Source organism: Bacteroides sp. RCH18, assembly GCF_058231005.1.
This window is the reverse complement of sequence record NZ_JBIPTC010000001.1, coordinates 1477680-1490584: the sequence shown is the minus strand read 5'-3', so window position 1 is coordinate 1490584 and position 12905 is coordinate 1477680. Positions and strand designations below refer to the sequence as shown.

Sequence of the window (12905 nt, the reverse complement as noted above, 5' to 3'; positions counted from 1 at the left end):
ATGAAATCTCCGGACCTATAAAAGGTTCGGAGATTTTTTTTTATTTTTGAAGTACTTAAATTGGGGTGCAGGTTGCTCTGATGAAGTATTCAATAGCTAAACTTAAAAGGTCCGTGGTGTATGAAACCGATATTCAACGAAGAACAACAGAAGAAGGCTGCATTTATCTTGGAAAGCCCTTTGGCTAAGTTGTCTGAACTTTATTCCAATGAAATAAAGGATTTGGCTGTCGTTTGGTGCTACTATTCGGGCAAGATAGAAGGGAACACTTATACCTACGTTGAAACCGAAGCCTTGCTGAAAGATGGTATCACTTCCGAAAAGCGATACGAAGATGCCAAGATGCTTAAAAACCTCTACAATACTTTTATTTCCGAATTAGAATATATCCATAAAGAAAAGAATCAAGAAATTATAGACGAACGCACTCTTTTCAGAGTACATCAGTCTATTTCTACGGGGTTGGTATCTAACGAAGAATCGGGGTTGCTACGGACACGGGCAGTTCGTATTAGCGGAACGGATTATACTCCACCCAAGAATCAACAAGAAATAGTAAGCAAACTAAATGAAATTCTTTTTCAGCAAGGCGAATATTCTAATCCTTTAGAGAAAGCTATCTACTTGCATTGTAATCTTGCTCGTCTGCAACCGTTCATTGACGGGAACAAACGGACTGCAAGAATGATAGAAAGTATTGCTTTGATGAATGCTGACATCATTCCCGTATATTCTGCCAAAGATTCGGATATTCTGAATTACAGAAAAGGACTGATAGCGTTTTACGAAATGGAAGACTACAGCCTATATACTGATTATTTTCTGAATAGGCAGATTGAACGAATCAAGGAGATAGAATAGTTCTTTGCTTACTCGCTCTCATTACATCCATTGATAGTATTATCAATGGATATCTATATAGGGGTTAGTTTTTTAATTATCGCTCATGGTTCGTATTTAAATGTTTATTGATAAATATCAATGTCTCGATCTCAATGGCATACAAATGCTGATTGGTAATACTTCGATAGCTAAATGGTGTTATAATAATGCAAATGGTTGGATTTGGCTGGGCTATAATATTCAGCCAAAATGACGGAGTGCACCGTTAAGATCGGTTGATTGATGACATCTAATTTAAAACGAATGCGTATATGAATACAGATTTTGTAAACTTAACAAAGGAAAACCTCAGTGATGAGCATCTATGCTGCATTATTCGCAGTAAAAAGCCTCATGCAGGTATTGACGCGAAGCGGCAATGGCTTTCCGACAGACTAAATGAAGGTCATGTTTTTAGAAAGTTAAATGCAAAAGCTACGGTTTTTATTGAGTATGCGCCTCTTGAGACAGCTTGGGTTCCCATCATTGGTGATAACTATTATTATCTGTATTGCTTATGGGTTTTAGGAAGTCCAAAAGGAAACGGGTATGGAAGAGCTTTGATGGAATATTGCCTGGCAGATGCCAAAGAAAAAGGCAAATCCGGTGTTTGTATGCTTGGATCAAAGAAACAGAAGAACTGGCTTTCTGACCAATCGTTTGCGAAGAAATTTGGTTTTGAAGTTGTTGATACGACTGATAATGGGTATGAACTGCTTGCACTTTCTTTTGACGGGACAACGCCGAAATTCGCGCAAAACGCGAAAAAAATGAAAATTGAAAGTAAAGATCTGACTATTTATTATGATATGCAATGCCCTTATATCTATCAAAAAATTGAAATGATAAAACTGTATTGTGAAACAAATAGCGTTCCTGTATCTTTAATTCAAGTGGATACACTCCAAAAAGCGAAAGACCTGCCTTGTGTTTTTAATAATTGGGGCGTTTTTTATAAAGGGAATTTTGAAACAGTGAATTTACTTTTAGATGTCGAACATTTAAAGAGAATACTTAAAAAATAAATAAGCAGATAATGCGGGATTAATGAGATAGGATTATTCTTTGTTTTTTATCCTGTCTCTTTATTTCTTCTGTTTCTGAAACGATAAGCGGATCAATAACCAAGCGATTAAGAGACAGATCCCGATAGTAGTAAAAACTCCTTTGCGATAAGAATCCTCCAGCTGAATACTGCATTTTACACTGTCGATATTGGTATCGGCCTGATGTACCCATACATTGGTCAGAGGTGTTTCGTATTCCTTTCCGTTTGCCTTGATGGATGCCAGAGGTAGTTTGGTGTTTTCTGACTTCTTGAAATGTATGCGGTAGCTGAATCCCTGCTCGTAGATATCTGTCGATATGCCGTTTCTTACCGTATGACCGACTTTGTGTGGTGTTGGTCCTTTTACTGTTTCTATAAGCGTTCCGAAGTCGGGTGGAGATACAGAATCGAAGTCGGCTGTGCTGATGTATTTTAATTCCAGCTCTTGTCCTGTTTTGCTTCCATTGTGGGGAGTGTCCAGTTCCATATAGAAACGTTTTGTTTCTTGGGCAAAACTTTTTAGTCCTATGGGCAAACCGATAGTGATAAACAATATAATTCTTATTAGTTGTTGGATAATGTATGCATGCATATTCCTTATGTGAGATATAATTATAAATGATGAAAAATATTGTTTACTTTCGGTTTGCCTATTTCTGCTTATCTATTTTTTAGCCGATATAAAATTCAGTCGGGATTAGTTTGAAATCAACAAATTGATTTTCTACCGGAGCGGACTTTAATAGAAAGGGGACGATGCCATCGGATGGTAAAGCCTTGCGTGGCAGTGCTGTCTGTTTGTCGAATTTATAGGTGGCACACCATGCGTTGGCGTCACCACATACGCTTTTGCCGATGCGAAAGCAGAATTCGCTGGTATCATCACGTAACGTCTGTATTAGTTTGCGGCAATCACCGGGGATTTGGTCAGCATCTTGCAATACGTTTATTTCTTCTGCTATTTGTTTCAGCCATTCGGTGTCGTGAATGTGTTTTTGATCAAGTGCAAAAACAAATACGGCAGGATAATAGTCGTTATTACCGGGCATCCATAGGGCGGTATTAGCTTGTACTACCGCGGCATAAACAATAGGAGCCTCGGTATATTTTCTTTTCCAACGATCTTTGAATAGCCAGGGGGCGCTGCCTGCCATAGCTTTGAAAAAAGAAGTGCTCATGTCACGTGGTGTCTGTAGGTAAGGGGCGAGTTTGTTCAGGTTAGTTGGATTCTTGAAGTTTTCCCGCTCTTCTTTTTCGCGGAGGCGCTCTTTTTCTTCTTCCTCTGCGGATTTTGCACGCTTAGCGCGTAGCTCTGTTACATCATAACCTTGTGATTCCATTTGTGCGATGTCTTCTTCACTCATGTTCTTTTCCCAATCTTTGCCGGGATTTACAAATAATGCCATAATCTTTGTTTTTTAATTGGTTATTTATTGCTTCTTGGAAATAGTGTTTGTTTTATAAGATATTTGTTTATATATAAAATATAATATTAAAATATTGATATATAGTATTTTAATAATATATATGATAATGTTAGCTATATATGTGATTTCAAAAATACATTCTTTTATTTAAAAACAAATAATAAATGGAAGGTTTTTTATCTGCAAATCTATTATTCTTCCTGTTTGGTATCTTCTTGGATTTATATTTATATCTTTGCAGTCATAAATATCGGATTTTAGTCGAATATATTCATGAATCGTATCAAAGGCATACTATATGCGTCGGTTTCCTCTTTCACTTTTGGACTGGCTTCGTTTTTTTTCATCATTTTATTGCTGATCGGTTTTTCAGCTTTCGAAGTACTTTCTTATCGTTGGGGGATAGCTTCGGTAGTGTTAATCATATTCGGATTATTTTCCGGCTGTGACTTTCGGTTGAAAAGAAAGGATTTGGCAGTTGTGTTTGCTTTGAGCCTGTTGAGGGGGTAAGCATGGTTGTGTTTCGTGAACATCGAATGAAAAGGATATAAAAAATGCCGCATATAGCGGCATTTGAATTTTAAGGAGAGCCTCTTGTCGGATTCGAACCAACGACCCCGAGATTACAAATCACGTGCTCTGGCCAACTGAGCTAAAGAGGCGTTTTCTGTTTTGCGGGTGCAAAGGTACGAATTTATTTTAAAAATGCAAATACATCGTGTATTTTTTTTATATTTGCAGTCTCACTAATGATTGCAAGAAGATGAAAAAGAAAATTATGAATGTATGTGGTGTGGCTTTATTAGCCGTTAGTTTACTGGCTTGTTCAGGCCAGAAGAAAGGAGCAGAAGCTACTGAAAGTGCTTCCGACACAGTGAAAGTGACTGCTGAAGCGACGTCGGCACAGGCTGATAGTACAGGATATATTGTCAGAATAGGGGAGATGGCCCCTGATTTTACGATTACATTGACGGATGGTAAACAAGTGACTTTGTCTTCTCTTCGTGGGAAGGTTGTCATGTTGCAGTTTACAGCAAGTTGGTGCGGAGTATGCCGTAAGGAAATGCCTTTTATAGAAAAAGACATTTGGCTGAAGCATAAGGATAATGCAGACTTTGCACTGATTGGAATAGACCGTGACGAACCGCTTGAAAAAGTGCTTGCCTTCGCAAAGTCTACCGGAGTGACTTACCCGCTGGGACTGGATCCGGGAGCTGATATTTTTGCAAAATATGCATTGCGTGATGCCGGAATCACACGGAATGTGCTGATAGACCGGGAAGGAAAGATTGTAAAACTGACTCGTCTGTATAATGAAGAAGAGTTTGCTTCACTGGTTCAGCAGATCAATGAAATGCTGAAATAAGTGCTTATTGCCGGTCTCTGAACCGGATGCGGGCACAATAAATATAGTGTCACTATCATACTGGGATGGTGTATCGTTAGTATGGTTACACTATTCTGATGTGATAGTGTCACTATCCTGAATAGGGCTTTTTCTGATTAAAATAATACGCTGTCAGGCAAGGCTCAGCTTTGCCAGATAGTCATAATGTTTTCCTTCTTTGATTAATTCCGCTTTGAATCCACATTCGGAGGCGTATAGGCTAAGAGTCTGAAAATCGATATATAGCCAGTCGAATGTATCTCCTTTTACATCCTTGTATTGCATCTGGAAATCCACTTCCCCATAATAATCGCCTGCCAGGTCGATAAGCATGCTGCCGTCTTCTTCTTCGAAAAGATAGCGCAAATCACTTGAATCCATCAGAATACATCCGCCAGGGCGTAGGATGCGTTTCATCCGTTGGAAAAAGGCAGGCATATTATTTAGTGTTCCTATGATGCCCGAACCATTCATCAGCATCAGAACCGTATCGAATGTTTCGGTGAATGTTTCGTCAAAGAGATTGATGAGTCGGGAATCCTTGACGCCGCGTTGTTTCATTACCTCGTAGGAAAGCGGAGAGATGTCAATGGCGCAAACTTCTTTTCCCATTTCTTGAAGTGCCAATGCGTGGCAGCCGCTTCCGGCTCCTACATCCAATATTCTTCCCGTAGCCATTTGCAGAGCAGTGCGTTCGAGGACTGGCATGGACTGCATACTTCGGAATAATTCCTTAACGGGGATTTCATCTTCTTCGAATTGAGAAGAGAATACTCGCAAGCGGTCAGCTCTGTGATGATTGAAATAATCGGAGATTGCAGCTCCCATCGGGTCCTTTTCTGCGGAAAGGGTTATTGTTGCCATTTTGGTGATTATGTATTGTTTTATCCGCCAAAGATAAACAATTCCGTAGAAAAGGCTTATCTTTGCATCAGAAATGTGAATGCTAACAATATAATATATATGAGTATAGAAGATGCAATCATGGGTGGAATCGTCTTTAAAGGTAAGAAAGATAAGCCCCAGGAAGAGGAGAAAGTGAAGACGAAAGCGAAGAAAGCGACTTATATTCGTGGACAACATGGTTCCGGAGCCGCGAAGATGAAAGCGGATATTCGGAAAAAGAGAGCTAACCGACATAAAAAATAAATGGGAACAATTGTTTGTATACTAGCACTTTTGCTGGCTGGCCATGGACTTGGTTTGATCATTAAGATGAGGATGTTTTGTCTTTTAATCAAGAGAGTCGAAACGAAATACATTAAGAAGATAGATGGAATAGTAGTGGATGTTGATACTTATGTGAAGGATGGAAAGCTTCTTATGCGCCCGTCTGTTGAATTTACATTAGAAGGAGAGGGTGAAAAATGCTGTCGGTCTATCAATCCCAATATTATTGTGGAGGATATCACACAATTTTCATATTACCCGAAAGATTTTCATATAGGTGATAAAGTTACGGTTTGGTATAACTTGGATAATGATGCAATGTTTGTCGAGCAAAAAATGCAATTGACAAGATTGTTTGTTCGTTTATTTATTCCCGGATGTTTTTTCATTATTTCAAGCATTTTGGGGATGTGTTATGTCATGAATAGCTAACAACCTTATAAAAAGAAACGGGGCAGGATGATCATCCTGCCCCGTTTCTTTTTATAAGGTTACTTCTTTTGTGGAAGTATCTCTATCCAGTAGTCATCCGGGTCGTTGATAAAATAAAGCCCCATGGCTGTATTCTCAAAACAGACACAATTCATTTCTTTGTGGTATTGCCGTACAGCATCATAATCGCCGGCTACACGAAAGCATAAATGACTTTCGTTTTCTCCCAGTTCATAGGGTGAGGTATGATCTTTCAGCCAGGTCAGTTCCAGCAGGAAGCCGGTTTCGTTGTCCGTCAGGTAGACCAGGATGAAAGAACCGTCGGAAGCTTCCTTCCGACTATGTTCTTTTAAGCCAAGCGCTTTTTCATAAAAAGCAATGCTTCGCTCCAGATTCGTTACATTGATATTAAAGTGATCAAATCTACTTTTAATTTCCATGATTGCTATCTTGTTATTTTTTCATCAATAGCTTCACGATTTCTCCGACATACGTACGAGGTTGTCCGGCTTGCGGAGTCGTTTGTGAAGGCAGTTTCTTACATTCGATAACAGCCGAAGGAGTCGTTTGGTTCGGAGCATATAGTTTCAGCGTATAAGTATCTGCTTTTTCCATCGCATCGTAGGGCTGATCGGCAGAAAGTGTGCAATAAGCTACGGCCTTGCCGTTTTGATAACCCAGTGCGCCGCCTGCGTTGGCTGTCATATTGGTCATGTTGAATTCATCCTTGCCGATAGAGATCACCAGTTTTCCATTGCCCATCAATGCGTATACATCACCCGGAATCTGTTTCAGATCGATTTCTGTATATCCCGGCATATCTGCTGAAGCCTTGCCGACAGGAGTTGCAGGAGTTAAAGTAGCAGCAGGAGTAGTTGTCTGATTTGCTTCTGCAGTGGTAACTTTACCGCCTTGACCGATCACCAGCGGACCTGCAGCAGCAACGATAGACGGCTTCTGTGCTTCTTCTTCTTTTTTCTTTTTCTCAGACTTCGGACGAGTATCGGGAGCACCGAAGGCTACAGCTACATCCATAAAGATGTCATCGGCAAAGTCTACCGTTTTTCTGCGCCATTTAGCTAAGCCGCGTACCAGTTTGGTTTTAGCTTTGTTCAGTGCATATTCATCTGTGATCCATTCTTCTGCTTTGTATTTTTCTGTTTCGCGGTAGGTGAAACGGATTTTTTCCAGTTCTACCAAGCAACTGCCCGGTTTGCAGGTAACAGTGATCTGATAGTTGACCCAGGTGCGGTCCAATGATAGGGCACTGGAGTAAAATGTGATCCATTCTTCACCTACACCGGCGATGGTTCCTTGTGCTTCATCGCTGAAAACGACGCGGCTGTCCGGATTATTGTTTTCTTTCAGACGTTCGTTCATCCACTTCATGACAGTGTCGTAGATTTGCTTCTGACTCATTCCGGGAATCTGGAATTCCTTGGAAAATACTACTTTACCATCTACTACAGGAACAGCTCCCGCAAGGTATCTGGTATCATCTCTTTTTTCTTTGTGCGATTCGGCTCTCATTGCCATTGGCAGGCATGTGAGAAGCATGGTAAGAAACAGGATTGTTAACTTATTCATAATTATTATTGTGTTTATTTGGTTATTTCAAAACTTTCGCCCCGGTGGGTGATGCTGACAAACCGGCATCCTGCATTTTCGGCAAAATCACGGAGGGCATTTCCGCCTTCGTAGTCTTCACTGAAGTGCATGGGTACAAATATAGTAGTTTTTATTTGTTCGATGAACTGTTTTGCACCTTTCATATAATCTTTTCCCATCCTGCGGTCCACTGGGAACAGCGCTAAATCCATCTTCGGTGCTTTTTCTTTTAAATATTTAACTTCTGCAAGGAAGTCTCCGTTGGCTTTTCGTATCTCCGCTTCGGTAGATTCTTCACTCCAGTGCCAGTTGTTCAGATCGCCTGCATGGAAGATGTTCCATTCTTGCAGATGGATCAGGAACGAACTGCCGACATCGGTCGAGCCGAATGCTTCGATGCGGATCGTCTCGTCTTCGTAGGTTTCTCCTTTTTTTATATAAGTAGCGTCTTCGGGCTTTGCACGATGGCTTTTCAGAATATCTTTGGAGAAAATGTACCGGATGTCGGGACGTGCTTCTTTCCACGTCAGTATTTCACGGTTGAAGTGGTCGGGGTGAAAGTGAGTGGCCAATACATAGAGTTTACCCGGTCTTTGCAGGAGGTAGTCATGTACGATTCCCCGGTTATGTTCAGTTTCCGAAGAATCTTTGTAATAATCGATGATGACGGTCACACCTTCTGCTTCGATGGCAAAACCGCTATGATAAATATAATCCAGTGTCATGAGCTGATTATTTTTATAGTTGCAATATTACGTATTCTAGTTGGAGTTGGCAAGAAAAATCAGTGAAATCAGGGAGAAAGTCGATTGATTTCCCATTTTCCATCCGTCTTTAGGGTATACAGGAAGCGATCATGTAACCGGTTGGGACGTCCTTGCCAAAATTCCATCCGGGTAGGAGTGACGGCATATCCGCCCCAGTTGTCGGGCCGTTCCACTTCTTTTCCCAGCCATCGGGCAGCTTCTTTGACGAAAGCGCGTATCAGTTGCATCCGGCTTGCGATAGGCTGGCTTTGTGGAGAGATACGTGCACCGATGCGGCTTTTATAAGGGCGCTTCTGGAAATATTCGTCCGATTCTTCCGGAGAAACTTTCGCGGCAGTACCTTCGATGTGTACTTGCCTTTCAAGTTCATGCCAGACAAAGGAAAGTGAAATGTATGGATTTTGTGCCAGCTGCCTTCCTTTGCGGCTTTCATAATTGGTGTAGAAGATAAACTTTCCGTCATGCAGTCCTTTCAGCAGTACGGTACGGGTCGAAGGTCTGCCTTCGGGGGATACGGTACCTACAATGACGGCGGTCGGTTCTTCTACGTTTGCGTCGATGGCTTCCTGTAGCCAGCGGCTGAAAAGCGAAAGCGGGTCGCAGGGAAGTTCGCTTTCCCTTAACCCGCTTTTGGTATATTCTTGCCGGATATCAGCTATATTCTTCATTCATTCAAGATTCATGATTTCTAATTCCAAATTTCTACATCGGTACTTCTATCAATAAGATATGTGAGTCCTTCAATGTTTCGAGTTCGAAACTTTTCGTATCGTAGATACCCATTCCATCGCGACGTTTCAGTACTTCGCCGTCTACTACGATTTCACCTTCAATCAGGAAAATGTATACGCCGCCATGGCTTTGGTGCAAGTGATAGCCAAGTTTCTTTCCGGCTTCCACCTTTCCGATAGAAAACCAGGTGTCTTGTAGAAGTGAAGCGGGAGTACTGCCGTCGGGCGATACGATCACTGCCAGTTCGTTCGGTCGTTCCAGCTCTTTGATGCTGAAATCCTTGTAGACAGGATGTGTATTCCGTTCTCTCGGCATAATCCATATTTGCAGGAATTCTACTGGTTCTACAGGGCTGGCATTCACTTCACTGTGGAAAATACCCGTTCCGGCACTCATCGTCTGAATCTCTCCGACAGTGATGATACGGCTGTTTTTCTTGCTGTCACCATGTTGCAGATGTCCTTTCAATGGAATGGAGATAATCTCCATATTTTTATGCGGATGGGTTTGGAACCCTTCTCCGGGGGCGACTTTGTCGTCATTCAATACACGGAGGGCACCGAAGTTGATACGGTCAGAATCGAAGTATTCGTCGAAACTGAAGGTATGGTAACTATCCAGCCAGTCATATTGGGAATGTCCTCTTGTATCTGCTTTATGTATTACTTTCTTCATAATTTTCTCCTTTTCTAATTGATTATATACTTCTGTAACAAGGGAAGTTAGGTAAAGGTTCTATCTCTTCACTTCATTTAGCAAAGGCTTGTGGTTGATGAAATCCTTGATATTCTGAAGTGTGGTCATGGCGATATTTCCCATTGCTTCACGGGTGAAAAAGGCTTGATGTGAAGTGACAATCACATTATTGAACGAGAGCAGACGGGCAAGCACATCATCGTCAATGATGCGGTCGGACTGGTCTTCGTAGAAATATTCGCTTTCTTCCTCGTAAACATCCAATCCGGCAGAACCGATTTTCTTGTTTTTTAAGCCTTCGATCAGGGCATTGGTGTGAATCAATTGTCCACGACCGGTATTGATGATCATGACTCCGTCTTTCATTTTGCTGATGGAGTAGTCATTGATCAGATATTTGGTGGCTTCGGTAAGCGGGCAATGCAGGGAAATAATGTCGGAACTATGGTACAGCTCGTCCAGAGAAGTATAAACGATTTGTTCTTCCCGGGCGAAGTTATAGTCGGGGTAGAGGTCATAAGCCAGTATATTCATTCCGAATCCCTTTAATATATGAATCAGAATTTTGGCGATTTTTCCTGTACCGATGATACCTGCCGTCTTGCCGTGCATATCGAATCCCATCAGACCGTGAAGGGAAAAGTTTCCGTCTTTTGTACGCCACGAAGCGCGCGGAATCTTTCGGTTGAGAGAGAGCATGAGTGCTACGGTATATTCGGCAACGGCATAAGGCGAATACGCAGGAACACGTACAACGGTGATTCCGGCAGTGGCGGCAGCATTCAGGTCTACATTATTGAATCCTGCACATCGGAGTGCCAGCAGTTTTACTCCGTTGGCTGCCATAGCATGAATGACTTCTGCATCGGCCGTATCGTTGACAAAGATACAGACTGCATCTACTCCTTGCGTCAATAGCACGTTATTCTTATTCAGATGTCCTTTATAATAACGGAATTCAAATCCGAACTCTTTGTTTTTATCGTTGAAAGAAGCTTCGTCATAAGGCTTTGTTCCGAAAAATGCAATTGTATAGGCCATAATCTTTTCTGTTTTTATTCTTATTAATAAACGTAAAAACAGGGTGGTTTGTTTATCTTTACCTCCGTTCTGAATGTGAATTGTTTCATTAGAAACAGTTTTTATTTTCAATCAAAATGAGCTGGTAAACGAAAATAAGTGCACAAACATACGTCTCGTGTGCAGGAATATTGTATCTTTGCGCCCGAATTAATTTAAAAAAGATTTAGATGAGAAAAAATTTCTTGATTGGATTTGTAATGTTAATCGTTTCAATTCCAACTTTTGCCGGAGATTATCTAACTAATACGAATCAGAATGCTGCTTTCTTGCGCATGATAGCCCGCGGCGCTTCCATCGATGTTGATGGAGTTTATAGTAATCCTGCCGGACTGGCATTCCTTCCTCAAAACGGTTTACAGGTAGCACTGACTATTCAGAGTGCATATCAGACTCGTGATATTGCTGCTACAAGTCCTTTGTGGACTATGGATGGACAGACTTCCGTGCGTAATTATGAAGGAAAAGCTTCGGCTCCCGTTATCCCTTCTGTCCATGCTGTATATAAGAATGGTGACTGGGCATTTTCCGGTAGTTTCGCTATCGTTGGTGGTGGTGGAAAAGCTTCTTTCAATACAGGTTTGCCTATGTTTGATGCAGCTGCTATCGGCTTGGTAAATTCTACAAGTGATATGTTGAAACCTAATATGTACAATATCAATTCATCCATGGAAGGTCGTCAATATATTTATGGTTTCCAGTTAGGGGCAAGCTATAAGATTAATGAACACTTTTCTGTTTTTGCCGGTGCACGTATGAATTATTTCACAGGCGGGTATAAGGGTTTCTTGAATATAAATTTGAAAGATGGTGTGGCAGAACAGATCGGTGCTGCTATAGTACAACAAATTATGGGTGCTAATCCTAATCTGAGTTTAGAACAGGCACAGCAGATTGCACAAGAACAATCAGCACCTATGCTTCAGAAACTGAATGACACGAAGCTTGAACTGGATTGTGACCAGACAGGTTGGGGATTGACGCCGATTATCGGTGTAGACGCTAAGTTCGGTAAGTTGAATTTGGCTGCGAAGTATGAGTTCAAAGCTAATATGAATATTGAGAATAATACACATAAATTGGAATTTCCGGATGCTGCTGCTGCCTATATGGCACCTTATCAGCATGGTGTGAATACTCCAAGTGACCTCCCTTCTATGTTATCTGTAGCAGCAAGTTATGAATTCTTGCCTTCTCTTCGTGCTTCAGTAGAGTATCATTTCTTTGATGACAAGAATGCAGGTATGGCTGATAACAAGCAGAAGACATTGAAACATGGAACACACGAATACCTGGCTGGTGTAGAATGGGATATAAACAAAATATTCACAGTCAGTGGTGGTTATCAGAAAACTGATTACGGATTGAGTGATGCTTTCCAGACAGACACAAGTTTCTCTTGTGATTCTTATTCAGTAGGTTTCGGTGGTCGTGTTAATCTTAATAAGGCATTAAGTTTGGACATTGCTTATTTCTGGACTACCTATAGCGATTATACCAAAGAAAATCCACGTGGCTTGGATGGGGCTATGGCTTCAATGGATAAAGATGTTTATAGTCGTACAAACAAAGTGTTTGGTGTAAGTGTAAACTATAAGTTCTAATATTAATCCGCTACGATTTTATATAAAAGAAGCCGTCTCAAACATTGTTTTGAGGCGGCTTTTCATATTATA

Annotated in this window: 15 protein-coding genes, 1 tRNA gene and 1 pseudogene; 7 read left to right on the top strand and 10 right to left on the bottom strand. The window is 41.1% G+C overall.

Annotation, left to right across the window (positions count from 1 at the left end):
* The first annotated feature begins 120 nt into the window (after nucleotides 1-120).
* Both ACHLI0_RS06010 and ACHLI0_RS06005 read left to right on the top strand, forming a co-directional pair.
* Nucleotides 121-861, top strand: coding sequence for a Fic family protein (locus tag ACHLI0_RS06010; protein WP_225693667.1), 741 nt, complete (start codon nucleotides 121-123; stop codon nucleotides 859-861).
* 293 nt (nucleotides 862-1154) lie between these two features.
* Nucleotides 1155-1907, top strand: a complete 753-nt coding sequence (locus ACHLI0_RS06005) for a GNAT family N-acetyltransferase (protein ID WP_413555532.1) — start codon at nucleotides 1155-1157, stop codon at nucleotides 1905-1907.
* A gap of 60 nt (nucleotides 1908-1967) precedes the next feature.
* Here the strand turns inward: ACHLI0_RS06005 and ACHLI0_RS06000 are convergent, their stop codons facing one another.
* A complete protein-coding gene (locus tag ACHLI0_RS06000; protein WP_413555531.1) occupies nucleotides 1968-2417 on the bottom strand; it encodes a hypothetical protein in 450 nt (149 codons plus the stop codon).
* 184 nt (nucleotides 2418-2601) lie between these two features.
* Nucleotides 2602-3336 carry a hypothetical protein gene (locus ACHLI0_RS05995; protein ID WP_008762142.1) on the bottom strand — a complete coding sequence of 245 codons (735 nt, stop codon included), beginning with the start codon at nucleotides 3334-3336 and terminating at the stop codon, nucleotides 2602-2604.
* Between the two features lie 294 nt (nucleotides 3337-3630).
* Between ACHLI0_RS05995 and ACHLI0_RS05990 the strand changes: the two are divergent.
* A pseudogene (locus ACHLI0_RS05990) lies at nucleotides 3631-3861 on the top strand (DMT family transporter); the annotation flags it as partial.
* Between the two features lie 84 nt (nucleotides 3862-3945).
* Here ACHLI0_RS05990 and ACHLI0_RS05985 read toward each other — a convergent pair.
* Nucleotides 3946-4019 (bottom strand) — tRNA-Thr (locus ACHLI0_RS05985).
* A gap of 101 nt (nucleotides 4020-4120) precedes the next feature.
* On the opposite strand from ACHLI0_RS05985, the gene ACHLI0_RS05980 reads away from it, so the two are divergent.
* Entirely contained in the window at nucleotides 4121-4723 is a 603-nt protein-coding gene (locus tag ACHLI0_RS05980; RefSeq protein ID WP_234119406.1) for a TlpA family protein disulfide reductase, read from the top strand.
* 153 nt (nucleotides 4724-4876) lie between these two features.
* On the opposite strand, the gene ACHLI0_RS05975 is transcribed toward ACHLI0_RS05980, so the two are convergent.
* A complete protein-coding gene (locus ACHLI0_RS05975) occupies nucleotides 4877-5608 on the bottom strand; it encodes a class I SAM-dependent methyltransferase (RefSeq protein ID WP_414181984.1) in 732 nt (243 codons plus the stop codon).
* A 99-nt stretch (nucleotides 5609-5707) separates the two neighbouring features.
* Here ACHLI0_RS05975 and ACHLI0_RS05970 point away from each other — a divergent pair, with 99 nt between their 5' ends.
* Together ACHLI0_RS05970 and ACHLI0_RS05965 are read left to right on the top strand one after the other, a co-directional pair.
* A complete protein-coding gene (locus ACHLI0_RS05970; RefSeq protein WP_008762146.1) occupies nucleotides 5708-5893 on the top strand; it encodes a hypothetical protein in 186 nt (61 codons plus the stop codon).
* Nucleotides 5894-6346 carry a hypothetical protein gene (locus ACHLI0_RS05965; RefSeq protein ID WP_008762147.1) on the top strand — a complete coding sequence of 151 codons (453 nt, stop codon included), beginning with the start codon at nucleotides 5894-5896 and terminating at the stop codon, nucleotides 6344-6346. It begins immediately after the preceding gene.
* A 59-nt stretch (nucleotides 6347-6405) separates the two neighbouring features.
* On the opposite strand, the gene ACHLI0_RS05960 is transcribed toward ACHLI0_RS05965, so the two are convergent.
* The 6 genes from ACHLI0_RS05960 to ACHLI0_RS05935 form a co-directional block, all read right to left on the bottom strand.
* Nucleotides 6406-6786 carry a VOC family protein gene (locus ACHLI0_RS05960; RefSeq protein WP_055221213.1) on the bottom strand — a complete coding sequence of 127 codons (381 nt, stop codon included), beginning with the start codon at nucleotides 6784-6786 and terminating at the stop codon, nucleotides 6406-6408.
* Nucleotides 6787-6799: 13 nt separating this feature from the next.
* Nucleotides 6800-7933 (bottom strand): DUF4468 domain-containing protein, encoded by a 1134-nt coding sequence (locus ACHLI0_RS05955; protein WP_414181983.1) that lies wholly within the window; start codon nucleotides 7931-7933, stop codon nucleotides 6800-6802.
* Nucleotides 7934-7947: 14 nt separating this feature from the next.
* Nucleotides 7948-8679 (bottom strand): MBL fold metallo-hydrolase, encoded by a 732-nt coding sequence (locus ACHLI0_RS05950; RefSeq protein ID WP_414181982.1) that lies wholly within the window; start codon nucleotides 8677-8679, stop codon nucleotides 7948-7950.
* Nucleotides 8680-8747: 68 nt separating this feature from the next.
* Nucleotides 8748-9389: a pyridoxamine 5'-phosphate oxidase gene (pdxH, locus tag ACHLI0_RS05945; RefSeq protein WP_414181981.1), complete on the bottom strand. Its 642-nt coding sequence runs from the start codon at nucleotides 9387-9389 to the stop codon at nucleotides 8748-8750.
* A 34-nt stretch (nucleotides 9390-9423) separates the two neighbouring features.
* Nucleotides 9424-10128 carry a pirin family protein gene (locus ACHLI0_RS05940; RefSeq protein ID WP_055229339.1) on the bottom strand — a complete coding sequence of 235 codons (705 nt, stop codon included), beginning with the start codon at nucleotides 10126-10128 and terminating at the stop codon, nucleotides 9424-9426.
* Between the two features lie 60 nt (nucleotides 10129-10188).
* Nucleotides 10189-11190 carry a 2-hydroxyacid dehydrogenase gene (locus tag ACHLI0_RS05935; protein WP_008762152.1) on the bottom strand — a complete coding sequence of 334 codons (1002 nt, stop codon included), beginning with the start codon at nucleotides 11188-11190 and terminating at the stop codon, nucleotides 10189-10191.
* Between the two features lie 209 nt (nucleotides 11191-11399).
* Between ACHLI0_RS05935 and ACHLI0_RS05930 the strand changes: the two genes are divergently transcribed.
* Entirely contained in the window at nucleotides 11400-12833 is a 1434-nt protein-coding gene (locus tag ACHLI0_RS05930; RefSeq protein WP_490748656.1) for an OmpP1/FadL family transporter, read from the top strand.
* Nucleotides 12834-12905 lie beyond the last annotated feature (72 nt).

Coding starts and splice junctions, on each gene's coding strand:
- ACHLI0_RS05965 (WP_008762147.1), top strand. CDS start 5,894: ATGGGAACAATTGTTTGTATACTAGCACTTTTGCTGGCTGGCCATGGA.
- ACHLI0_RS05950 (WP_414181982.1), bottom strand. CDS start 8,679: ATGACACTGGATTATATTTATCATAGCGGTTTTGCCATCGAAGCAGAA.
- ACHLI0_RS05935 (WP_008762152.1), bottom strand. CDS start 11,190: ATGGCCTATACAATTGCATTTTTCGGAACAAAGCCTTATGACGAAGCT.
- ACHLI0_RS05955 (WP_414181983.1), bottom strand. CDS start 7,933: ATGAATAAGTTAACAATCCTGTTTCTTACCATGCTTCTCACATGCCTG.
- ACHLI0_RS05960 (WP_055221213.1), bottom strand. CDS start 6,786: ATGGAAATTAAAAGTAGATTTGATCACTTTAATATCAATGTAACGAAT.
- ACHLI0_RS06000 (WP_413555531.1), bottom strand. CDS start 2,417: ATGGAACTGGACACTCCCCACAATGGAAGCAAAACAGGACAAGAGCTG.
- ACHLI0_RS05970 (WP_008762146.1), top strand. CDS start 5,708: ATGAGTATAGAAGATGCAATCATGGGTGGAATCGTCTTTAAAGGTAAG.
- ACHLI0_RS06005 (WP_413555532.1), top strand. CDS start 1,155: ATGAATACAGATTTTGTAAACTTAACAAAGGAAAACCTCAGTGATGAG.
- ACHLI0_RS05930 (WP_490748656.1), top strand. CDS start 11,400: ATGAGAAAAAATTTCTTGATTGGATTTGTAATGTTAATCGTTTCAATT.
- pdxH (WP_414181981.1), bottom strand. CDS start 9,389: ATGAAGAATATAGCTGATATCCGGCAAGAATATACCAAAAGCGGGTTA.
- ACHLI0_RS06010 (WP_225693667.1), top strand. CDS start 121: ATGAAACCGATATTCAACGAAGAACAACAGAAGAAGGCTGCATTTATC.
- ACHLI0_RS05980 (WP_234119406.1), top strand. CDS start 4,121: ATGAAAAAGAAAATTATGAATGTATGTGGTGTGGCTTTATTAGCCGTT.
- ACHLI0_RS05975 (WP_414181984.1), bottom strand. CDS start 5,608: ATGGCAACAATAACCCTTTCCGCAGAAAAGGACCCGATGGGAGCTGCA.
- ACHLI0_RS05995 (WP_008762142.1), bottom strand. CDS start 3,336: ATGGCATTATTTGTAAATCCCGGCAAAGATTGGGAAAAGAACATGAGT.
- ACHLI0_RS05940 (WP_055229339.1), bottom strand. CDS start 10,128: ATGAAGAAAGTAATACATAAAGCAGATACAAGAGGACATTCCCAATAT.